This is a genomic window from Bacteroidota bacterium, from assembly GCA_016713925.1.
Taxonomy (GTDB): Bacteria; Bacteroidota; Bacteroidia; order AKYH767-A; family OLB10; genus JAJTFW01.
The window spans coordinates 833808-856539 of sequence record JADJOH010000008.1 but is presented as its reverse complement, the minus strand read 5'-3'; the positions used below and the strand labels follow the sequence as shown (position 1 = coordinate 856539).

Sequence of the window (22732 nt, the reverse complement as noted above, 5' to 3'; positions counted from 1 at the left end):
AGTGTAAAAGGAGAGCCCGGGCATAATAAAGCCGGGCTCTTCGTTTTTGAATACAAAAGCTTTCCATGGCGTTTCGACGATTATTCTCTTCTTAAATCTTCTGCAACAGGATGTGCTTGTCGTTTAAAATCAAGACTTTGTCTAATATTTCATGGAGATCAAATTAAAAATCTAATTTTGGAATACTAAACTATTAAAATGCCATTTAACAAATACATCCTTCCTCTCGCAGCCATTCTGCTCTTCCATAGTTGTAAAACAAGTAAAAATACAGGGACAGAAGTTCGAAATCTTCCTGAAATCACTGTAGTCCCGGGAGAAGAATACATTCCGCAATACATGGGATCTTATCCTAAAACTTATGATTTGCTACATACCGCCCTTGATGTGCGTTTTGACTGGACGAAACGTTACTTTGATAGGAAAGGCAACGCTCACCTTGCGCCCTCATTTCTACCCCGGCGATTATGTATGGTTAAATGCACGAGGGATGGATATAAATAAAGTAGCGCTCCTGCAAAATAATGATACCATTGGGCTCACTTTTGAATATGCCCATGATAGTCTCAAAATAAATCTGAATAAAACATATACTTTGTCGGAAAGCTTTCAAATTTTTATAGACTATGTTGCTAAACCGGATGAATTAAAAAATCTCGGTGGTAGTGCGGCCATCAGCAGTGACAAAGGTCTCTATTTCATCAATCCCGAAGGCAAGGAGAAGAATAAGCCGATGCAAATCTGGACACAAGGCGAAACACAAGCGAACTCCGTTTGGTTTCCGACGATAGAGGCGACCAATCAAAAAATGACGCAGGAAATTAAAATTACCATTGACAGCTCCTATACCACTTTGTCGAATGGACTCCTTGTGCAGAGCAAGAAGAATAATGACGGGACCAGAACCGACACTTGGAAACAGGATTTACCGCATGCTCCCTATCTTGTCATGATGGCCATTGGAAAATACGCTATTGTGAAAGATACATGGAAAGGGAAAGAAGTCAGTTATTATGTAGAACCAAAATATGAAAAGGTAGCTCGTAAAATTTTTGGAAATACTCCCGAGATGCTCACCTTCTTCTCTAAAATTACAGGAGTGGAATATCCATGGGCGAAATACAATCAGGTGGTGGTGAGAGATTACGTAAGTGGAGCGATGGAGAACACTACAGCGACTGTACACGGCGAGTTTCTGCAACAAGATGAAAGGGAACTGTTGGATGGCACCAATGAAGATGTGATCTCCCACGAACTCTTTCATCAATGGTTTGGAGATTATGTCACTTGTGAGTCGTGGGCCAATATTGCATTGAATGAATCCTTTGCTACCTATGGTGAATATTTATGGAACGAATATAAATATGGCAGAGATGACGCTGATATTTACCGACTCTATGACCTCAATGCTTATCTGAGAGAATCAAAAACAAAGAAGGAAAATCTGATCCGCTTCTATTATGAAAAAAGAGAAGACCTGTTCGACAGACATTCCTATCAAAAGGGAGGAACTATTCTTCATATATTGAGGAAACATGTTGGAGATGATGCCTTCTATGCTGCTTTGAAATTATATCTGGAGACGAATAAGTACAAACCGGTAGAGGCACATCAGTTGCGCATCGCTTTTGAGGAAATTACCGGCGAAGATTTGAACTGGTTTTTCAACCAATGGTTTTATGCCAAAGGTCATCCTATCCTCGAGATGAATTATCAGTACAATGAAACCACAAAAACGGCCTCCGTCACCATCAAACAAACGCAAGACCTGAATGAAAGTCCGGTTTTTCGCATTCCTGTTGCTGTGGATATTTATAAAGGCAATGAAATTAAAAGACATGCTATTGTCATCAGCAAACAAGAGGAAACTTTTTACTTCGAAAGTGCCACGAAGCCTGATTTAATCAATGTGGATGCCGAGAAGATGATCACAGGTATTCGCAATGATAAGCACAGCAGTGAGGAGTGGATGACCATGTATCGCAAGGGGCCACTTTTTCAGGATCGGATGGATGCATTACTGGCGATTACTGCAGATTATAAAGCAGGAAGTCAGGGTGCTGAAATTGTACTGGAAGCGTTAAAAGATAAAAACCGACGTATTCGTGAAGTGGCCATCAACAAGATTGAAGCCTGGACCAACTCCGACCGCAAGGATGAAGTGAAAAAAATGTTGATGTCCATTGGAAGAAAAGATAAATATGCTGAAGTTCGTGAAGCTGCCATCTCCGCACTTGACAATCATTACAAGGACGAGGATCTTATCCCCTATTTTAAAAACACCATTTCAGATAGTTCTTTCTCGGTCATGTCATCATCCCTTCAGGCGCTGGCAGAAAGAGATAAAGATGGAGCATTACTCATCGGCTCCGAATTAGAAAACAGCGATCACGAACAAGTGTACAGGATTCTCGGCAACCTCTATGCAAAGCATGGAAATGATACTCATTTCAATTATATGAATAAGGCACTTGACAATAGCGCAGGGGTTGGGGCCTACTCTCAACTGAAACAATTTGGCAAATTCATGCAGCGTTGTAAGGATAAAAATAATATTGAGAAAGGATTAAAAATTATTCATCAATATGGCAAGACAGAGGAACCCTGGATAATAAGATTGGCGGCTGTTCAATCGCTTGCTGAATATGGGAATTTCAGTTTTGAACAAGCGACCGTTGCGGCAAAAGCAAATGACAAAACCTCCGAACAAAATTGGAATGCTTATGGTGAAATAGCTGCAAAATATCTGGACGAACTCAAGAAGAATGAGAAGAATGAGATGCTTTTAAAAATTTACAATCCCAAAAAAAATGATTGACCGGCAACAAACCTTCTCCTGCAGTTATGATAAGTTTTCAAAAATTATCACTTTTCTTCTTATTGCATTCACTCTTTCAACATTTATTCTGTCAGGGTCAGAATTATTTAATTTCCATGAAAACCAATTATTGGTTGGATTATTAACGGGAGTGCCCATGGTCATTTTATTGATTGTCACTTTCGGTTATTCACCCCGAGGGTATAAAATTGAAAATAAAGATATCGTGGTGTGCAGATATTTTGGGGATAAAATCATTAAAGCCGAAAGCATTAAATCAATACGCATACCTACTGAGAAAGAAATGAACTGGCCTCTGCGCAAATTTGGAAACGGTGGTTTATTTGGATACACCGGACATTTTTACACTAAACATATCGGTAACATGTTATGGTATTGCAGCAGAAAAGATCGATTCATTCTTATTGAAAGAAAAAAAGACAAACCTTGCGTCGTTAGTCCGGATGACAATAAGGATTTTTTAAGAGCCTATAATTCCCGGAGCTAATCTACACTCCAGGTATTGTAATAATTTTACAGAGCAGTAGTATTATTTTCAGCGGATTTACTTCACTTAAGAATAACCAAAATAAGGTTGTCAAACCACAAAGTAGTTATACACCCACCCTCCCACCAGGAGCAAAAACATCAACTCCATCACCCATGCCTTCTTACCGGACATGAAATAATAGGAGAGATACACAGAAAAAGGGATAGCCAGTGTATTGAAGCGAAACAACAATTCATCGCGTGATACAAGAACTGATAAAAGACAAACGGGAATCATTAAAACCAACAACTGTTGTACGAGTCGGGCTTTGGTAACATTTTTATAGTAGTTGGTCTGTAAACGTAGCATGGAAAGAATGAAATATATCCCCACAAGAGAAATACTCAAGGTATACTCCACATTAAAAAAATGACTGAGATCGATTTGTCTTTTAATGCCGGAGATAAAAACGCGTTCATAAAAAGACAAGAGTTCATCATTCAGGAAGTAATATAAAAAGGCAAAAAAGAATGGGAGAAACATACCCATAATTCCCGCCATCCATTCCCGCCAGGAAAACGGACGCAAAATAATCATGCAGAGAAAATAGAATAAAAACAGAATTACCGCGGGCAGGTAGAACAATGCCGATAAGGAAAGTAAAAAAGCACTATCAAAGGCAAGTGACAAGGGCGACGGATTCTTATACAGTGAAAACAAACGATCCAATACAAAAATGAGAATACTGTTGACAAAGAGTAGCGGATGCATCCAAAGAAAAGGGGGAAGCAAGCCGGCCATGAAGAGATACAGGAGTGAAGGCAACCAGCTCGACTTATAGAGCACCTCATGTTTATTTAAAACCAGGTTCAGATGAAAAGCCTGGGTGGTGACCAAAATAAAACCTATAAAAAGTCCGGCCCAATCCGGCAAAAAGCCCAGGGCATAAGTGACCAGATCATAAAGTGGCATTCCATTTGGCTCGACAACACGATAACTAACTGATTTAGAGATGATCCACATCCCTGCTGATAAAATAACCAGCAGTATCAGCGGGAAAAGTCGTGAGGTTTTGAAAGCGCGGATCAGCATCTAAATTCTTTGTTGGGTGTATTTTTTAACTAATTTTGTGGCAAATTAAATGAAAATATGACCGCTATCTTCAACGGAATCGCGAAAGCTTCAGAATCCATCTTCTCCATCCTTCCATATATTGGAAATCTGACCAATTGGTTTTTTGGAATTGCTATCACCATCGGAACTATTTATTGGTTATGGTATGATGCAAATGTAAGACGTGGTGGAGTCAACTACATGTCAAAGAAAGGCTAAAATCCTGAAAATAATTCAAAGAAAAGGGCAATATCTGAAAAGATACTGCTCTTTTTTGTTTCTCTACCCGTGCAATTCCTATTTTTAGCTCTCTCAAGGGAAAGTTTAAATGCTATTTAACTCGCTTCAATTTCTCGTTTATTTCATTTTCGTAACTACGTGTTACTTTGTCATTCCTCACCGTAACAGATGGATTCTTCTTCTGTCAGCGAGTTGCTTTTTTTATATGGCATTTATTCCTGAGTATATTTTTATTCTCGCCTTTACGATTGTCATTGATTACTTTGCCGGTTTACTCATAGAAAAATCTGACGGGCGACAACGAAAGCAGTTTCTTATTTTAAGTCTTGTTGCAAACATTGGCGTCCTTGCCATTTTCAAGTATTACAACTTTTTCATCGGTCAAATAAATTTTCTTTTGCAGGATTCCAATCAAACGGTATTGCTTCCGGCACTGAGCATTCTCTTACCTATTGGTTTATCATTTCATACTTTTCAAGCCATGAGTTATACGATTGAGGTATACAGAGGGAATCAAAAGGCAGAACGTCATTTCGGAATATATGCATTGTATGTCATGTTCTACCCTCAATTGGTAGCAGGACCCATTGAGCGCCCTCAAAATCTACTGCATCAATTTTACGAGAAACACCACTTTGATTTTGAACGATTCAAAAGTGGAATAAGTCTTATCCTCTTCGGTCTTTTTAAAAAAGTGGTGATTGCAGATCGATTGTCGATGGCCGTTGATGTGGCGTATGGTGATCCTGCGCAACAAAGCGGCTTGTCCTTACTACTGGCAACTTTTTTTTATGCATTTCAGATTTACTGTGATTTTTCAGGGTATGCGGATATTGCGATTGGCTCGGCCAGGATCATGGGATTTAAACTGATGGACAATTTCAGAAACCCCTATTTTGCATCTTCAATTGCAGAGTTTTGGCGAAGATGGCATATTTCATTGTCGACCTGGTTCAAAGATTACTTGTATTTTTCATTGGGAGGCAATAAAGTTTCAATGGGAAAACATTTGCGAAACATCCTTATCGTTTTCGCAATTAGCGGTATTTGGCATGGTGCGAATTATACATTTCTAGCATGGGGAATCTTGCATGGACTCTTCCTTTGCATGGCTGTCATTAAGAACAAACTCATAAATAGAATGGGCATTGAGCATTCCACCTCCTCATTTCTTCAGCCTATCTCTATCCTGATTACTTTCACACTGGTCTGTTTGAGCTGGGTATTGTTCCGTGCCAGGAGTATTGAAGATGCCGGATTGATATATGCGAAACTCCATTCTATATCGACGACTGATGTGATACAGCTCGGCCTTCACTCCAATGAAATATATTTTTCCTTACTATTGATTATTCTTTTGGCGATAAAAGATAAATATCTTCCTTCACCTTCCATGAGGAACAACTACACCTTCTTCCTTTCCAATTTTATTCTGCTCTTACTCTGCTATTTCTTTGGCGTCTTCAATTTGCAACAATTCATCTATTTCCAGTTCTAGCCATGAAAAAGACCATCGCACTATTCATTGTACTGCTCTCCGGTTTGGTTTACTATGGAAGCAACAACCCCAATATTACCGAGACATTTACTTCGTACCGAACCGGTGGTCCTTTTAATGTTGCTCACCGGGGATTGGGTGATTTGTATAATATGAGTTTCCTGTCTGCATACAATATGCCACTGGAATACAACCTCAGGAAAGTGGAATCAAAAGAAAAGGAGATTCGACTATTTCTCTTCTGCGACAGCTATCTCATCAGTCACGTTGAAAAAGAACATTTTTATGGGACAGACTCCCTGATTAAAATAAAATGGTGGGACAATGCCTCCTATCAAAAGATTGAAAAACCGGACGCGTCAAAAAAGAACATACTTCTTATTGAAATGGCAGAACGGTTTGTTAGGGATGCCTGTGCAGACATAGGTTTAATGACGGCACCCTTGACCTTCAGGTCTGATTTGGAACAGGAAAAAGCAACCGATAATACTCCTGATAAAAAAGAAGAGGAAAACAAATTCCTGAACGACCATTTCTTTAATCCGAATATCAATTCAAATTTAGAACTGAATCTGTTCAGCTACAAAATATTTAATCCCATAAAGGAAATTAAAAGCGATATCAACTATAAATTTTTTCATAGAACAAACAAAGATGTATACGTAGATGAACAGCATCACTTTCTCTATTATAAACCAACGGTCAGCGGTGACCATAAAACAAATGCCTTCTTTCCGATGGACAGTTCGGAATTCCAACGCATAGTCAACACTTTAAATAAAACAAGGGAGCATTATAAGAACCATGGTTTTGATGAAGTATATTTCTCCTTTGTGCCAAATCCCGTAAGCGTGGTGAATCCCGGCATGGGGGCATACAATCAGCTCATGCCATTATTAAGCAATGTTGATAGTTCTCTATTTAAAAAGATCGACGTATATACCCTCTTCAAAAGCAACCCCAAAAAGTATTATGCACCTAACGATACACATTGGAATTCTAGAGGACTACAAACCTGGCTTGACGAAACCAATACTGAACTTAAGAGCATACTTAAGAAGAATCCGGATAAATCCTTGTGAAGATTTACCACTATTTTTATCTGAAATACATCAACTTCGTAACGCAGGTATTTTCTCCGGTAGCGTCGGATGAAAAAACGAGATAGACGCCTGTGCTTACTTTTCCTCCCTGCAAATTTCGCCCATCCCAGATGGCCTGTGAACCAAGCGCTGTGGACTGATACACGAGTCCACCATTGATATCAGTGATTTTAAAAACGCCATTGGGCACTACTCCTTTAATTGCTACCGGTCCATCGTATTCCTTCTTCACCGGGTTGGGATAAACCAACACATCTTCACAACCCACTATCAGTTCCCCTGCATCCAGCGCATCTCCCTGATAACTCATGAGGCCTTTGTCGGTCCCTACATATACCTGACCGGATTTACCATCAATGGCAAGAGACGTAATATTATTTGAAAACAGCGGACTATTCTCCGTCGTGAAATGCAAAACCTCTTTCTGACCATCGGCAGTAAAAAGATAGAGACCTCCGTTCTCTGTTCCGATCCATTTACGATTCGCGCCATCTACAGCAATGGCAGTTACTGTTTCCGCTGCGAGAAGGTATTGGTAGGAATTATCCTGACGAATCAATATCTGTTGGGGTGTTGTGGATGGAGGATAAAATACATACACACCACCTTCTGTCCCTGCCCAGATCGTTCCTTCTTTATCCATCGCCATACAACGCACCCTGTTCGAGCCGAACTCAGCAATTTCAAACTGATCATCGCCGGTATTATCAATTGTAAAATTTGGATTAAACACCAGTATCCCTTCCTTACCACCTGTATTTTCAAAAACTATCATCCATATAAACCCATTGTTATCCACAAGCACATCGCCTGTTAAAGAGTAACTATTAATGGCTCCTAAAAACGAAAAAGATTTCCAGGTGCCGTCATTCTTCAACACTTTCAGCACATTTGCCACTCCCGCATTCGACACCCAGAGATTTCTATCTTTATCGAGGGCGATACCATGCACACGACATTGCGGTAAATTCCCCACTTGTCCCTGCAGTGGTGAATTGGTGGTATCATAATGAGCAATGACCTGATCATTTTTAAACTCAAACAAACCCGAACCTGCCGACCCTATAAAGAGGTGATTCTTATCGGAAGGATCAACAGCCAGACTTAAATTATCATATAAATTATACTGGAAGATAAATGGAGTTTGAGCCGCCTTCCCATCAAATGAAAGCCATGAACCCGAATTAAACTTTGAGAAACCATCGTACTGGTACCCATTTCGCCATCCGCGGGTACGTGGACCATGCATGACCCAAAGCATTCCATCCACCACCTGCATAGCTGTGATTCTGGAAGAATTTGGTCCAACAGGAAGAAACTTCTCATATCCAGTACCGTTAACACTTAAAAGTCCACGGGTCTTCTCCGCCAGCCACACATCACCGGCAGCATCTTCCATGCCATCACTAAAATCAGGATTGGGAATGGTCGTTCCATCAATTAACTTAATTCGAACCAGCGCATTGTCGTATACACTTAACGCTGTGGCTTCGGTAACATATAACCGTCCATTATCAGTGAAAATATTTCGCTTTGCCTGTGGTTGCTGTAATTCTACCGGCAGACCAACGCCCCATGCACCATTCCAGGCGAGCAATGTATCTCCGGTTGTTTTACTATAATTGACAAAAAGAATTGTATTAAAAATTTCAGCCTGATTAAAACTACCTGCATTTCCCGTATCACTAATGATTTTCGTCCATGCACTGTAGTTAGACAGCAGCGGATCATTAATGGCTGCTCTGTACACTCCATCTTCTGCAGCAGCATACAACCAACTCGCGTCAGCAGCTACGTCCAACACTTCCGGCGCGGCACTGGCATTTGAAATATAATATGTATCCTTTATTTCTTTTCTTTCGAGATCAATGACCACGATACCAAAACCACAGGAGAGATAAACATAACGACCATCAATACTCACTTTATTGATCACCTTTCCGCCGGGAATATTTTTTCGCTTAATATCACTCATATTCAACATGTGGTCATCGTCATACAGCAAATCAATATTGGTATTGTTATAAGCGATGATTAAGACTTTATACTGTTTACTATAAGCTATCGTACGAATTCCAAAATCATTTAATCCGGATAATCGTGAAAAACGGACCAGACTTTGATCACTTTTCTGATAAGCAAACAGACCATCATCTGTGGCGCAATATACCCGGGCATCAGATACTGCAACGGCTTTTCCGGCAAGGTAGGGAAGATGTTCCTGCCAATTACCAATTGCAAAAGGCTGGGAAGAAGCGGTAAATCGCGTCAGAAACAGGATGATAACGGATAGTGTAAATCGGGTCATACAAGTCTTGGAGCTAAGATAACTCCCGGATTGGTCAATTATTGCAAGCCAAAGATCATAAAATGAGAGATAACTTATAGTGGAAACAGATGGATGATCCATTGAATCCTGCTAAATTCGTAGCCTTAAAGAAAAATCTTTATGCTTAGAACACATACTTGCGGAGAATTACGACTTAGCGATAACGGCAACCGGGTTACACTTTGTGGATGGGTACAGCGATCCAGAGATCTGGGAGGCATGACTTTCATTGATTTACGTGACCGTTACGGCCTTACCCAATTGGCTTTCAACATGGAAACCAACCCGGTGATTTGTGAAGCTGCCCGTAAACTAGGCCGCGAATATGTCATCAAAATACAAGGAATCGTCAAAGAACGGGAGAGTAAAAATGCCAAAATGCCGACCGGAGACATTGAAATAATTGTTGATGATGTAGAAGTCCTTAACGTTGCCTCCACCCCACCTTTTACTATTGAAGACCAAACGGATGGAGGTGATGACCTGCGGATGAAATACCGTTATCTGGATTTGCGCCGAAACAATGTACGCGCCAATCTGGAACTTCGCCATCGGATGGCCATTGAAACCCGAAACTACCTCGACAAACAGAAATTTCTGGAAGTGGAGACGCCGGTTCTCATCAAATCAACGCCGGAAGGAGCCAGAGATTTTGTGGTGCCCTCACGCATGAATCAGGGACAGTTTTACGCATTGCCTCAATCCCCGCAAACGTTTAAGCAACTCCTGATGGTAGCGGGTTTCGATCGCTATTACCAAATCGTAAAATGCTTTCGTGATGAAGACTTACGCGCTGACCGACAACCGGAGTTTACACAGATTGATTGTGAGATGAGTTTCATTGAAAGAGAGGATATTTTGAATACATTCGAAGGACTGGTACGCCATCTTTTCAAAACGGTAAAAGGCATTGATTTGGGCGAGTTGCCGAGGATGAGTTATGCCGATGCCATGACCAATTATGGAAACGACAAGCCGGACACTCGTTTTGAGATGAAGTTTTGTGAGCTGACAGCACGCGTAAAAGGAAAAGGCTTCAAGGTTTTTGATGATGCAGAGTTGGTAGTGGGAATATGTGCAAAAGGCTGTTCGGAATACACCCGCAAGCAGACCGATGAGTTAACAGATTTTGTGAAGAAGCCCCAGGTAGGAGCTAACGGTCTCGTATATGCTAAAATAGGAGCTGACGGAAGCATTAAATCCAGTGTAGATAAATTTTACGCTCCGGAAGACCTTAAGAAATGGGCGGAAGCGATGGGAGCAGAACCGGGAGACCTTTTGTTAATCCTTGCCGGTGAAGCCAATAAAACAAGGAAAGCTTTAAGTGAACTACGATTGGAGATGGGTACGTGTTTCGGATTAAGAAACAAAGACAACTTCCAATGTTTATGGGTCTTAGATTTTCCTTTGCTCGAGTATGGAGAAGAGGTAGGCAGGTGGTTTGCCATGCACCATCCGTTCACCAGTCCATTAGCTGAAGATATTGCTTTACTGGAAAGTAATCCCGGGAAAGTCAGGGCCAACGCCTATGACATGGTGATCAACGGTGTTGAAGTGGGTGGTGGAAGTATTCGGATTTTTAACAAAGACCTGCAGAAAAAAATGTTCCGCATTCTCGGGTTTAGCGATGAAGATGCACAGGCACAATTTGGATTTTTGATGAACGCGTTTGAATTCGGGGCACCACCACATGGAGGAATTGCATTTGGTTTCGATCGGTTATGTTCATTATTCGGAGGAGCGGAAGGCATCAGGGATTTCATTGCTTTTCCAAAAAACAATTCCGGCAGAGATGTAATGATCGATGCACCATCGGTCATACATGCGGAACAATTAAAAGAATTGGGAATTGATGTGAAAGGGGGAGATAAGTAGAGGGAGTTTTCGCAGAATATTTTTTGATATGAATGCCAGTTTCTCTATTCACACAAGATTGAAAATTTTAGTAATTATTTCGAATTTTATAAAAGGGTTGTCAAAATAATGACAACCTTTTTACTTTAAATGAGGTTTAGCTTTGGTATGAAGGCTTAGCAGGAAAATCTAAATATTTTAAACCAATTTTAATAAAGTTCCTTGTTAAGAGCATCTAAGCAGACTGGTGTAATATTTCAATTTAAAGATTTGAGTTAATCATTTGTATCCGAATATAAATATTTATTAATCGAATAACCCTTTTAGGCACAATACATTTGCAAAATCCATAAAAATACACCGTAAAACGTAAGGGCGACAGGATTATAGCATCGTAGATCCGACACAACGGTAGCCCCGTAGGGGCGACAGGATTATAGGGGCGACAGGATTATAGGGGCGACAGGATTATAGCATCGTAGATCCGATACAACGGTAGCCCCATAGGGGCGACAGGATTATAGATGATAGTCACCATCAACAAGTAGCCCCATAGGGGCGACAGGATTATAGATGATAGTCACCATCAACAAGTAGCCCCATAGGGGCGAAAGGATTATAGATGATAGTCACCATCAACAAGTAGCCCCATAGGGGCGAAAGGATTATAGATGATAGTCACCATCAACAAGTAGCCCCATAGGGGCGAAAGGATTATAGATGATAGTCACCATCAACAAGTAGCCCCATAGGGGCGACAGGATTATAGATGATAGTCACCATCAACAAGTAGCCCCATAGGGGCGACAGGATTATAGATGATAGTCACCATCAACAAGTAGCCCCATAGGGGCGAAAGGATTATAGGCGACAGGATTAGTATTATTAAACAAATCAAATTAAAATTTATGGCAAACACCTATTCACAAATCTACATTCAAGTTGTATTTACAGTTTCAGCACGAAAAAATTTAATTAAAAAAGAATGGAAGGATGAATTAAACAAATACATTTCCGGCATCATTGAAGGAAATGGTCAAAAATCAATAATCGTAAACGGAATGCCGGATCATATTCATGCCTTTATTGGACTAAAACCAAGTATGGCAATATCTAACCTGGTCAGGGATATCAAAGCTTGTTCTACAAATTTTATCAATGATCGAAATTATATTCAAGGAAAATTTTCCTGGCAAGAAGGGTTTGGGGCCTTTTCATATAATCATTCGCAAATTGAACGCGTCTATAATTATATCTTGAATCAGGAATTGCATCATAAGAATATTAAATTTAGAGAAGAATATTTAAATCTTTTACATGAACACAATATTTTACATGATAAGAAGTATCTTTTTAACTGGATAGAAGAACATGAATAGAAAAAAAATTATTGTCCCGATCAATCATTTAAAAAATCATTGAAATTTCTTTTGACGGGAAAACCTGTTCATTCATATTAAATGACGTCCCTATGGTGCTATAATAATGGCGCCCCTATGGGGCTGGAACTATGTTGCCTTGATGGTGCTATAATAATGGCGCCACTATGGGGCTGGAACTATGTTGCCTTGATGGTGCTATAATAATGACGCCCCTATGGGGCTATAATAATGGCGCCCCAATGGGGCTGGAACTATGTTGCCTTGATGGTGCTATAATAATGACGCCCTTATGGGGCTATAATAATGGCGCCCCTATGGGGCTGGAACTATGTTGCCTTGATGGGGCTATAATAATGACGCCCCTATGGGGCTGGAACTATGTTGCCTTGATGGTGCTATAATAATGGCGCCCCTATGGGGCTGGAACTATGTTGCCTTGATGGGGCTATAATAATGGCGCCCCTATGGGGCTGGAACTATGTTGCCTTGATGAAGATTACAATAGACTTTTTTACCAAGATTTGAGTGATTTATTGCAATAGAAATAAGTTATAAAAAAGCCGCACTATTCGGTACGACTTTTACTGAATTTTAATTTCTTCGTTATGGCGTAACTGTTATACGTCGTGAAAATGTTTCCTCTCCGGTTTGTACTTTTATGAAATAAAATCCGGGGCGTTTACCGGTGAGATTGATGGTGAAGGAACCGGTAGCTTCACGCTCGAGAGAAATATTTTCTATCCTGTTTCCAATCATATCATAAATCACAACGGATGGAGATTCAACAATGGCTTTATTAAATGCAATGTGCAATGTTCCGTTGGCTGGCATCGGAAATAAAGAAATTGAAGTTTCCTTTTGATTGGTAGCCAACCGCTGTTCACCGGCATCCGCTTGTGCGAAAGCTGTGTTGATTTGTAGAATTAAGAAGCTTCCAAGAAGCAGAGCGTAGATGATGCGTTTCATGGGCATCCTTGTTTTATATGTTATGTGTACGTCGCAAATATCCTGCCGTTACTTATTATTATATATATTCATGGTCTGCTGAATACCTATAGCGACAAAACCCTTCACAATTTCTTCAGCAAGCTTTATCTTTTCGGGTAAAACTGCTGCTTCTTCTCCTGTCCAATGCCCTAATACATAATCAGATTGTCTCCCTTTGGGAAAGTTACTCCCAATTCCGAACCGCAAACGGGCAAATTTTTCATTTTGCAAACAATCGATAATACTTGTTAATCCATTGTGACCGGCTGCTCCCCCGGAAGGTCTTAACCGAAGACTTCCAAACGGTAAGGCAATATCGTCTGTTACAATGATAAGGTTTTCTTGGGGGATTTTTTGAGTTGTCAACCAATATCTTACAGCTTCTCCGCTCAGATTCATAAAAGTGGTTGGTTTGATGATGACCAAGGACCTGCTTTTATAACGCGCTTCTGCAACCCATGCCTTCTTATCATTGGAGAAATTGACTTCCAGTGACTTAGCCAAGCTATCTGCCACATCAAAACCAATATTATGACGGGTATGAATATAATCGGGACCAATATTTCCGAGTCCTGCTATGAGGTATTTCACTTTGTAACCTATATTAAACACCAAAAGGAACCTATTTAGGGTTCCTCCTGGTTGAGATTATAATTTTATCTTCCAACCCTTACATATTCATGGAATGGATAAGGGTTAAATAAGGGTATTATTTCTTCTCAGCAGTAGCTTCAGCAGCAGCCACATTCCGTGTGATACGAACTCCAACAATCACGTTAGATGGAGAATCAAGGAAAGTAACGCCTGTAGTAGTGAGATCACGCACACGAATGTTACCACCTATTTTAAGAGGAGTAATATCAACTGAAATAAAGTCAGGAAGGGCTGCTGGCAATGCTTTCACTTTCAAGCGACGCACTTTGGTTACCAACTTACCACCTTGTTTTACACCTTCAGAAGCTCCGCTGAATTTGATTGGAATATTGATAGTTACCGGCTTATCATTCGTAACTTCCAGAAAGTCGATGTGCTGAATGATGTCATTCACCGGATGAAACTGAATGTCCTGCATCATGCTCATATATTCCTTACCATCAACGATAAGTTTCACGAGGTATACATCGGGTGTATAAACAAGATGTTTGAAGTCAGCGAGATGGGCTGAGAAGTGTACAGGTTCTGCTCCACCATAAAGTACGCAAGGTACATGTTCGCTGTTGCGAAGTGCTTTTACAGATTGCTTGGTCAAATCTGACCGTTTTGAACCTTTGATTTCAATCGTTTTCATTGCTAGGTATTGTATTATGCTTTAACAAAGAGTGAGCTAATGGATTCATAGGAATACACTCTTTGAATCGCTTTAGCGAAGAGTGCAGCCGTAGGGAGTTGTTTAATTTTTACAGCAGGCTTGCGAAGTGGAATGGTATCGCAAACGACTATTTCAGTTAGATGAGAGTCTGCAATTCGTTCGTAGGATTGACCGCTTAGGACAGGATGTGTACAGAAAGCACGAACGCTTGCAGCACCATTGTCAATCAGCAAACTGGCGGCTTTGGTGAGTGTTCCGGCAGTGTCTACAATATCGTCTACAAGAATACAATCACGACCGGAGACATCCCCTATCAATTGCATTCCTTCAATTTCGTTGGCCCTTTTACGGTGCTTATCAATAATCGCCATGTCGGCACTGAAGTAAGATGCATAGGTACGAGCCCTGTGCACACCGCCCATATCCGGAGCACAAATCATAATATTGGGCAAGTTAAGACTCTTCATATAGGGGACGAAAATGGCGGAGGCATCCATATGATCCACAGGAACATCAAAAAAGCCCTGAATTTGTGGTGCATGCAGATCCATGGTCATTACCCTGGTCACACCGGCAGCTGTTAAAAGATTGGCTACCAACTTAGAAGCAATAGCTACCCTGGGTTTATCCTTTCGATCACTTCTGGCATAACCGAAATAAGGAATCACGGCGGTTATATAATGAGCAGAGGCACGTTTGGCTGCATCAATCAGCATAAGTAATTCAAAAAGATTATCGGTAGGTGAAAACGTACTTTGGATTATAAAAACATCGCAACCACGAACACTTTCGTCAAATGAGGGAGAAAACTCACCGTCATTGAATCGGGCCACTTTTACATCACCCAGCGGAGCACCATAGCAATCTGCTATTTGCTCAGCGAGATATCGTGAAGCTGTTCCTGAGAATATTTTTACCTGCCGCGCCATGTTTTTCCTTTCCTTAAAAGGGCTGCAAAGAAACTAAAAATAACCCGTTTATCAAAATGAATAAACATTCCCCTGTTGAAAATATTACAAAGTTTCCAATTCGCTATAAAATCAGGATTTAAACTTCAAATTTCTTAATGTAATTGATTGTAAATTAGCTATTTTGATATTAATCTAGCTTCAGCTTTAACCATGAACTGCGTACGATTCCGGACCGTAGTATTACAAAAGGAGGCTGATTTCTACAGCCCCCTTTTCTAAACGCAATGGATCAGCCTTCAACTATTTTCTAAATCTCATTCCATTACCGCATTGTTCATGAGGAAGCGCTAAAATGGAATCATAAGTTGATTGGGTCAGGTATTGCGGAATATAAGTAACACCCTGACTGGTCAATTGAGAGGTAAAAGCTTTAATATGATTCCTTGATCCGCAGGTCAGTGCATCATACACCTGAATCAAATCGGATTTAGATGTATTCCTATAAAAGGTTTGGATGTCAGAGATATCGAGATCTTCAATTGTTGCACCTGCTTCCAATGCCTTAATCAGTGATACATCTACTTGTAAGATCAGATCATTGTACAACTGCTGTAGAGTTGTATTTACAAAAACACCCGGACCATTACTTTTAACCGGGTCTTCAATAGAATATTTATTCAATAGATTTAAAACCGATGACATATGCGATGCTTCACTTGCACTAATATTATTGAAAACAGTTACACCATACTTGTTGAATGCATACACATAAACATCATGTGCCAATTTCTCTTCTTCCCTCAGGAAAATCAAATCTGATTTTTCCTGCGTGCTAATTGAAACGGCAGAAACATTATTATTTTCATTGTCATCTTTTTTACAGGAACTGAAACCCATCAGCCCGGCAGTTGCAATAATAAGTAGTGTTTTCATGATCAAGAATTTTATTTCATAAAAGTACCATGAGCACGCCCGGATTTATGTTACTTCAGTTACAGTTGAAAGATGATTAATATCAATGCATTTCATCTTCTCCTCAATGGCTTTACTTTAACACACTAAGTTTCTTTATAAATGTATGATGGTTCGTGCTGATTTCAGCTACGTAAATCCCTGCATCAATTGTATTAATATCCAATGAATAATTTTCATTATTAATTTCTTCAAACTGCATAATCAATCGCCCGGAATAATCGTACAATTTCACTCTTTCTATTCTTGAGACAGAATTGGTTTTAATGGAAACATTACCAATAGCAGGATTCGGAAATAAAGAAACCGCTTCGCTATTATCTTGCATCTCATTCACTCCAACGGTAGCCGGACAACTCACGATAAATTGCCCCATCATTCCTTCGTCTTCATGTGGCAACATATGACAATGATACATGTAGCTTGCCATTGAATCGCAGAATGTTTCAAATTTCGTAATGAACTTTATGGTTTGCATAGCAGGAACAAGAACGACATCCTTTCTCCCCGCTAAATTTACAGGAGGAAGTAGTCCATTTATTTCTGTAATATAAAATTGCACATCATGAATATGAAACGGATGAGCAATTGGAGATTGATTCGTCAAAGTACATACTTCAATATTATCAAGTGGTATTGAATAATTGACCACATTCATGTCAAACGAAGTATTGTTAATCAGAAATGGTCCCTGAATGGCAGTAGGTCCCATATTGACAGGTGAAAAAGTGAGTGTCTTAAATGCATTTGCAGATGCAACCAACCAGGGTGTATTGGGAATCAAAGTGGAGGGAGTTGTTGTAATTGGTGAGGCAGTTGGAGCGACCACATTAAATTGAATGATGTTAAAATTTGCACCGTTTAAAACGTTTGAAGTATATCCCGGAATCGTTTGTCCGGGCCCCATTCCCGGTTGTGTCGCCCCATAAATCGCAGCGGGAAGTTCATTTGCATAGCTGAGCAGATAAACCGATTGACCCAACATACCGCCAAAATCAATTAGGATTTCTGCCCGCTCTCCGGGAGCAAGTCGCAGGCGGGTTAAAATTACCGGAGCATCCAACAAACCTCCATCGCTGCCTATTTGATAAAAGGATTGATTTCCCTGCAAACCCAAATTATAAACCCGCTCTGAAGAGGCATTCAGCAAACGAAACCTAACCATTTGCGCAGGAACGGGGAGGTATGGATCGATAGTTCCATTTACCATCATCACACTATCCGAAGCATTATTTACAATTATCTGTTTCGCTGCATCGAAGCATTTGGATTGAATCACCAACGGAAAGTCATCTATACCGTAAGTTCGTGGCAGATTAAGTGCACTCTCCACTGAGTCCCGAACAATAACCACACCCGCTGCTCCCAACGAAGCGTGCAAATTGGTCATCATATGTAAATGGGGATGATACCAATACGTAGACGCATGATCCCGGACAGTAAAACCCGGATTCCAAATCGTTCCGGGAGGAATTACCATATGCGGACCACCGTCATTCATTGCCGACACATGCATACCGTGCCAGTGAATAGTGGTGGTATCCATCAGATTATTTACAACATTAATACTTACTGAGTCTCCCCTGTTCAACAATAACGTTGGACCCAGGTAACTGCCATTGACACCAAAAGTATTTGTTGTGAATCCGGGGTAAAACACATGGCTCGTATCGTAAATATTCAAGATGATATTTGATCCTGAAAGTGTATCAGGAATTCCCAAAAGATTTTGAGATTTTGAAGAGTAGATAAAACTAAAAAAAATCAGAAATATAGCGCTCATTTTCTTCATGGTCATCGTTGGGGGTTAGAGGTTCTATGAATTTGGAAGCTGTAATTCAAGAAGATCTGGTATCAAGCTACCTCTACAAAAGTAGCACCGGCAGAAGTATCCTTCTGAAACATTTGTTACATACATCTACTTTGATAAGATGAGTATCGATTTAAAAAACTATATGTCTAATTCAATATTCCAATGAAAGACTCATTCGATTTTTATACATGATACATTTGCCTTTGCTACAGGAGAGAGGTCGATATAATCAGTGGATATTGACATCTTGAAGTAATTCATGAGCTTCCTTAAGAACCGGCATTACTTTCCACTTTGGCAAGGTTCTCAAATCATTTCATAAAGAAAAATAATATAGTGAATAGGAGAAGGAATTAGCGGACATACGCTATTAATATCAAACAATGTAAAAGGATTTGAGCAATAAACTATTTTGGAATGAAAAAACCTGTTCATTGGATTATTCACGTCGACTTTTGGGTAGGAAAAAAAAGAAAATGAGATAATTAATAAAATTATAACTACCTCATTTTCAGTGTACCCGGAGCCGGAGTCGAACCGGCATGCCAGTGAAGGCACAGGTGTTTGAGACCAGCGCGTCTACCAATTCCGCCATCCGGGCTTTCCCTATAGGGAGGGCAAAGATATAAAAAAATGGAATTGACCGGATTTCAAAATACCAACACGCTGTAAAGTTTCATGGGGCACTGAAATATCACCCTACTGTCTCTTACTGATCGTCTATTTATTTACTACAAACTTAGATTTATAAGACCATTCGTTTGCTTGTGCATCAATAAAGTATATACCGTTTTCAAACTCCGCCAATGAAATTATCTGCCCGGCAGCATTTTCAACATTTAGCACTTTAACCAATTGCAAGGTGCTGTTGTAGATTTTAAAGGTTGCCTTTGAATTATAATCTTTGATTTTAACTGTTATGAAATCGCGTGCAGGGTTGGGAGCAATTAATAGCTTTTCCATTTCCTGATCCGGAGATTCGCTGTCTTCATCGCTCAAACGAGGGGGCACTACGCATGGCTCATTATATAGAAATACATCACTCCCTTCATGAGCAACAAATCCCGGATTTAATATAATCTGATTACCCGCAACGTACTTTACTCTGGAAGTATTATAAAATTGTTGGGAAGTCACAATATTATTGCCTGCTATTAAGCCTGACTCTCCTGAAATATTAGCGGTTGGAAAATAATCAGACTGACAACCAACAGTGATGTAGTGATTATAAAAATAATCGCTCCCACCCACTGTATGTAAACTTAAGATTATTTTATAAGTTCCTGGTATCATTAAACCATTTGCCGGTAACTGAAAACCCAAATAATAATTAATGAATTTTTTTCGAAGCGCACTGCAGGTTGCGCATCCTTTATTTCGAACATAGGTAGGCATAACCGGTACGCCTATCGGGTTATAAATATCTAACAGGAAACTATCAAGCATCACATCATAATTTTTCAAAGCAAATTCATAATAAATGGAATCGCCCGGATTAAAATGATCATTGTAGGTTGGGAGTGTAGTTCCACAATTATCAGAATTTACAGGAGCATGTTTAAAGGTTTTTAAATGAATTACTGACGGATCTGTTGTGTAATTAAAGTAAAGATATGTTGAGTCTCTCCAACGGGAAGGCCTACCAAAATTATACACATCGTTAAAAGGATTTATAACGGTATTGGCATTATCTCTAAGTTCAAAAAATAAGCTAACTCTTTCATCAAAATTAACATTAAAGCTGATTCCTGACCCGATGCCCGAGGCTCCCGGATATCCAATTAATTCGCCTTCTGAAACATACCCTCCAATAGGTTTGGGATTCAAATCACCATTTTTTAAATTATAGTAATAGGTTCGACTTCCATCACTATGCTCTAAAGCGACATAATTTTCAGGACCGGTAACGCCGTAACAATTCCTGTCAAAATTACCATCGACTTTAGCAACAATAATTCCATCCGCAGCAGCAGTTACTCGTGCAATTTTTTCATCCATGACGTTGAACCCTCTTCGACCAAACTGAAACTCAGTGCCGGTGCATCCATCAAAAGTTCGTATTTCGTACGGATAATAACAATGCTGACCCCAGGCATCTGAACAACCCGAAGTAGGGTCATCATCTACCGTAAAGGGTATATGAAAAAAACTATAATCACGCATATTTGGCATGGCTTCTAATGGCGTGCGCAGATAAACTACTCCCGGCATTTTATTCAAGTTCCACTTCCCTTCAGCAATGAGTCTATCTTTATTTCTATTTGCTTCTTCATATGCCATGCGTGCTGTCTCAGCATGCTGCTGTACCATTTAGCATCCGCCTGTGCATATAAACTATTGGCTTTTATAATTAATACTGCAAGCAATAACAGTATAAAATAAAATGGGGGCACTTTTCCTTTTTGTTTCATTTTCATTGATGATTTAAAATATTTAGCATCATTGCATTTGACATATTACTCTAAATTACCTGCTCACCACAAATTTTGTTTGATAGGATTGATCTCCGCTTTGTACATCAATAAAATAAATACCGGGTGAAAAATTTATTGTAGAAACAATGTTTTCAATTCCTGCTTCAAAATTGACCGTTTTAATCAACTGCATGGTGCTAGTATAGATACTTATTATTGTATTTGAATCAGTGTTTGTTGTTTTAATAGTAATAAATTCATTGGCGGGATTCGGAAATATTAATAAAGCATCTTCAGATAAAAGATCAGCCTGTAAGTTAGTTCTTGGAATACCTTCACCACCACTGCAAGCGGAAGGACGAATTAATACCAAACCATTTCCGGTTGGAGTAGCCACGAAATTATTTTGCACCACTACTAAATTACCACCAAATGTTGCTACAGCAGCACCGGTTATATTTACATTACCACTAACCGTTACAGTATTAATGGCAGTTCTCCAATAATTTCCTGACGACCATGTAACAGCACCTTGGGAGTAATTAGACAGTGATTGACAATTAATTAATGGTCCGTTGGTAAATAAAAAACTGTTTACCCTGGAATATTGGCCTGAAGTGAAAATAAAATTTGGATAGCATGGAGCGCCTCGCCAGTAGGACATAGTATTTGTATAAGGGGGAGTGAAATTGGATGCGCCATTCGGATCTGTACAATTCCCAGTATACAAACATCCTGAAGTGCTATAGCAAGCCTGACCCTTATAGGCCCAGGGATCTGCAGGAGTATCAGTAATCAGATCAGCCGATGTGCTGGAATTTGATCCGTTTATCATCTCATTACCATTACCTGGTTCAAAAGTATGAAGCAATCCAAAACAATGTCCGACTTCATGAGAAGTCGTGTGAGCTGCAGCTAAGTTAGATTTGGCTATGGAACAAAATGTATTTGGGATGGACCATGCATAACCCCCGAATCCGGGGATGTTAAAATGATAAAAGATATTCAAGCAATCAGCCTTTAAGTACGGAGTAAGCAAGGAGGAGGTTGGGCTATTATTTACAATTGTATTATCAATGTAATCTAATCCCATACTGATGAAGCATATATTATTTGGTGCAAAATCAGCAATCAATTCATTGAATTCAGCTTTAACCTCTTCTTCCGTTGCCGCAGCATTCATCCCACCATTATCGCGACAAATATGAAAGTAAACTCTTATTGTGAATACAGTAACCACATCCATATTTTGATGTGAAGATTCATATTTCAATGCCTGCGTTAATGCTGCATTATCAATTACATATTCACCGCAACCTTTTGGATTTTGCAGAGGTTGAACATTTTGATTTGTATCGAGTAATTCAGGCTGAACATTTTGTGCTTTAATATTTATGCCAGATATCAAGCATATAATAAACAGTAATACTGATGCTAAGGCACGGCGCTTTTTTGATACTAAAATAATCTTATTCATAGTCTTCTATTAAATTTAATAA

The 22732-nt window shown here is 39.7% G+C and carries 19 protein-coding genes and 1 tRNA gene; 8 read left to right on the top strand and 12 right to left on the bottom strand.

The annotated features are described in order from the left end of the window. Positions 1–198: 198 nt before the first annotated feature. From IPJ86_17490 to IPJ86_17480, 3 genes are read left to right on the top strand one after another with little or no spacing between them, the layout of a single operon-like run. Positions 199–504: a hypothetical protein gene (locus IPJ86_17490; GenBank protein ID MBK7889014.1), complete on the top strand. Its 306-nt coding sequence runs from the start codon at positions 199–201 to the stop codon at positions 502–504. After that, entirely contained in the window at positions 416–2818 is a 2403-nt protein-coding gene (locus IPJ86_17485; GenBank protein ID MBK7889013.1) for a DUF3458 domain-containing protein, read from the top strand. Before IPJ86_17490 ends, IPJ86_17485 begins: the two co-directional genes overlap by 89 nt. After that, positions 2811–3326: a hypothetical protein gene (locus IPJ86_17480; GenBank protein ID MBK7889012.1), complete on the top strand. Its 516-nt coding sequence runs from the start codon at positions 2811–2813 to the stop codon at positions 3324–3326. The genes IPJ86_17485 and IPJ86_17480 overlap by 8 nt, the downstream gene beginning before the upstream one ends. Positions 3327–3416: 90 nt before the next feature. Here the strand turns inward: IPJ86_17480 and IPJ86_17475 are convergent, their stop codons facing one another. Further along, positions 3417–4400: a hypothetical protein gene (locus tag IPJ86_17475; protein MBK7889011.1), complete on the bottom strand. Its 984-nt coding sequence runs from the start codon at positions 4398–4400 to the stop codon at positions 3417–3419. 57 nt (positions 4401–4457) lie between these two features. Here IPJ86_17475 and IPJ86_17470 point away from each other — a divergent pair, with 57 nt between their 5' ends. The 3 genes from IPJ86_17470 (at position 4458) to IPJ86_17460 (ending at position 7241) form a co-directional block, all read left to right on the top strand. Beyond that, positions 4458–4640, top strand: a complete 183-nt coding sequence (locus IPJ86_17470) for a hypothetical protein (protein ID MBK7889010.1) — start codon at positions 4458–4460, stop codon at positions 4638–4640. Between the two features lie 109 nt (positions 4641–4749). Next, positions 4750–6159, top strand: coding sequence for an MBOAT family protein (locus IPJ86_17465; GenBank protein ID MBK7889009.1), 1410 nt, complete (start codon positions 4750–4752; stop codon positions 6157–6159). Between the two features lie 2 nt (positions 6160–6161). Continuing rightward, entirely contained in the window at positions 6162–7241 is a 1080-nt protein-coding gene (locus IPJ86_17460; protein MBK7889008.1) for a hypothetical protein, read from the top strand. A 16-nt stretch (positions 7242–7257) separates the two neighbouring features. Here the strand turns inward: IPJ86_17460 and IPJ86_17455 are convergent, their stop codons facing one another. Beyond that, positions 7258–9672, bottom strand: a complete 2415-nt coding sequence (locus tag IPJ86_17455) for a hypothetical protein (protein ID MBK7889007.1) — start codon at positions 9670–9672, stop codon at positions 7258–7260. 39 nt (positions 9673–9711) lie between these two features. Between IPJ86_17455 and aspS the strand changes: the two genes are divergently transcribed. Together aspS and tnpA are read left to right on the top strand one after the other, a co-directional pair. Beyond that, positions 9712–11466, top strand: a complete 1755-nt coding sequence (gene aspS / locus IPJ86_17450; protein ID MBK7889006.1) for an aspartate--tRNA ligase — start codon at positions 9712–9714, stop codon at positions 11464–11466. A gap of 887 nt (positions 11467–12353) precedes the next feature. Beyond that, a complete protein-coding gene (gene tnpA, locus IPJ86_17445; GenBank protein ID MBK7889005.1) occupies positions 12354–12824 on the top strand; it encodes an IS200/IS605 family transposase in 471 nt (156 codons plus the stop codon). A gap of 606 nt (positions 12825–13430) precedes the next feature. Here tnpA and IPJ86_17440 read toward each other — a convergent pair. From IPJ86_17440 to IPJ86_17395, 10 genes are all read right to left on the bottom strand, one after another. Then, entirely contained in the window at positions 13431–13793 is a 363-nt protein-coding gene (locus IPJ86_17440; GenBank protein MBK7889004.1) for a T9SS type A sorting domain-containing protein, read from the bottom strand. A 48-nt stretch (positions 13794–13841) separates the two neighbouring features. After that, a complete protein-coding gene (locus tag IPJ86_17435) occupies positions 13842–14405 on the bottom strand; it encodes an aminoacyl-tRNA hydrolase (protein MBK7889003.1) in 564 nt (187 codons plus the stop codon). Between the two features lie 118 nt (positions 14406–14523). After that, positions 14524–15102 (bottom strand): 50S ribosomal protein L25/general stress protein Ctc, encoded by a 579-nt coding sequence (locus IPJ86_17430; protein MBK7889002.1) that lies wholly within the window; start codon positions 15100–15102, stop codon positions 14524–14526. 14 nt (positions 15103–15116) lie between these two features. Next, entirely contained in the window at positions 15117–16052 is a 936-nt protein-coding gene (locus IPJ86_17425) for a ribose-phosphate pyrophosphokinase (GenBank protein ID MBK7889001.1), read from the bottom strand. A gap of 282 nt (positions 16053–16334) precedes the next feature. Then, positions 16335–16967, bottom strand: a complete 633-nt coding sequence (locus tag IPJ86_17420; GenBank protein ID MBK7889000.1) for a DUF2202 domain-containing protein — start codon at positions 16965–16967, stop codon at positions 16335–16337. Positions 16968–17079: 112 nt separating this feature from the next. After that, complete coding sequence (locus IPJ86_17415; GenBank protein MBK7888999.1) at positions 17080–18789, bottom strand: multicopper oxidase domain-containing protein; 1710 nt, start codon at positions 18787–18789, stop codon at positions 17080–17082. A 547-nt stretch (positions 18790–19336) separates the two neighbouring features. Then, positions 19337–19420: transfer RNA gene (locus tag IPJ86_17410), tRNA-Leu, on the bottom strand. Positions 19421–19539: 119 nt separating this feature from the next. Further along, complete coding sequence (locus tag IPJ86_17405; GenBank protein ID MBK7888998.1) at positions 19540–21030, bottom strand: peptidoglycan DD-metalloendopeptidase family protein; 1491 nt, start codon at positions 21028–21030, stop codon at positions 19540–19542. Positions 21031–21035: 5 nt separating this feature from the next. Beyond that, a complete protein-coding gene (locus IPJ86_17400; protein MBK7888997.1) occupies positions 21036–21230 on the bottom strand; it encodes a hypothetical protein in 195 nt (64 codons plus the stop codon). 55 nt (positions 21231–21285) lie between these two features. Then, complete coding sequence (locus IPJ86_17395) at positions 21286–22710, bottom strand: T9SS type A sorting domain-containing protein (GenBank protein MBK7888996.1); 1425 nt, start codon at positions 22708–22710, stop codon at positions 21286–21288. Between the last annotated feature and the right edge of the window lie 22 nt (positions 22711–22732).

Bases quoted from the DNA above. Each gene is read 5' to 3' on its own strand.
- IPJ86_17430 (MBK7889002.1), bottom strand. From the start codon at position 15,102: ATGAAAACGATTGAAATCAAAGGTTCAAAACGGTCAGATTTGACCAAG.
- IPJ86_17465 (MBK7889009.1), top strand. From the start codon at position 4,750: ATGCTATTTAACTCGCTTCAATTTCTCGTTTATTTCATTTTCGTAACT.
- IPJ86_17425 (MBK7889001.1), bottom strand. From the start codon at position 16,052: ATGGCGCGGCAGGTAAAAATATTCTCAGGAACAGCTTCACGATATCTC.
- IPJ86_17475 (MBK7889011.1), bottom strand. From the start codon at position 4,400: ATGCTGATCCGCGCTTTCAAAACCTCACGACTTTTCCCGCTGATACTG.
- IPJ86_17490 (MBK7889014.1), top strand. From the start codon at position 199: ATGCCATTTAACAAATACATCCTTCCTCTCGCAGCCATTCTGCTCTTC.
- IPJ86_17405 (MBK7888998.1), bottom strand. From the start codon at position 21,030: ATGCCGGGAGTAGTTTATCTGCGCACGCCATTAGAAGCCATGCCAAAT.
- IPJ86_17460 (MBK7889008.1), top strand. From the start codon at position 6,162: ATGAAAAAGACCATCGCACTATTCATTGTACTGCTCTCCGGTTTGGTT.
- IPJ86_17440 (MBK7889004.1), bottom strand. From the start codon at position 13,793: ATGAAACGCATCATCTACGCTCTGCTTCTTGGAAGCTTCTTAATTCTA.
- IPJ86_17480 (MBK7889012.1), top strand. From the start codon at position 2,811: ATGATTGACCGGCAACAAACCTTCTCCTGCAGTTATGATAAGTTTTCA.
- IPJ86_17420 (MBK7889000.1), bottom strand. From the start codon at position 16,967: ATGAAAACACTACTTATTATTGCAACTGCCGGGCTGATGGGTTTCAGT.
- IPJ86_17395 (MBK7888996.1), bottom strand. From the start codon at position 22,710: ATGAATAAGATTATTTTAGTATCAAAAAAGCGCCGTGCCTTAGCATCA.
- IPJ86_17415 (MBK7888999.1), bottom strand. From the start codon at position 18,789: ATGAGCGCTATATTTCTGATTTTTTTTAGTTTTATCTACTCTTCAAAA.
- aspS (MBK7889006.1), top strand. From the start codon at position 9,712: ATGCTTAGAACACATACTTGCGGAGAATTACGACTTAGCGATAACGGC.
- IPJ86_17470 (MBK7889010.1), top strand. From the start codon at position 4,458: ATGACCGCTATCTTCAACGGAATCGCGAAAGCTTCAGAATCCATCTTC.
- IPJ86_17400 (MBK7888997.1), bottom strand. From the start codon at position 21,230: ATGAAACAAAAAGGAAAAGTGCCCCCATTTTATTTTATACTGTTATTG.
- IPJ86_17455 (MBK7889007.1), bottom strand. From the start codon at position 9,672: ATGGATCATCCATCTGTTTCCACTATAAGTTATCTCTCATTTTATGAT.
- tnpA (MBK7889005.1), top strand. From the start codon at position 12,354: ATGGCAAACACCTATTCACAAATCTACATTCAAGTTGTATTTACAGTT.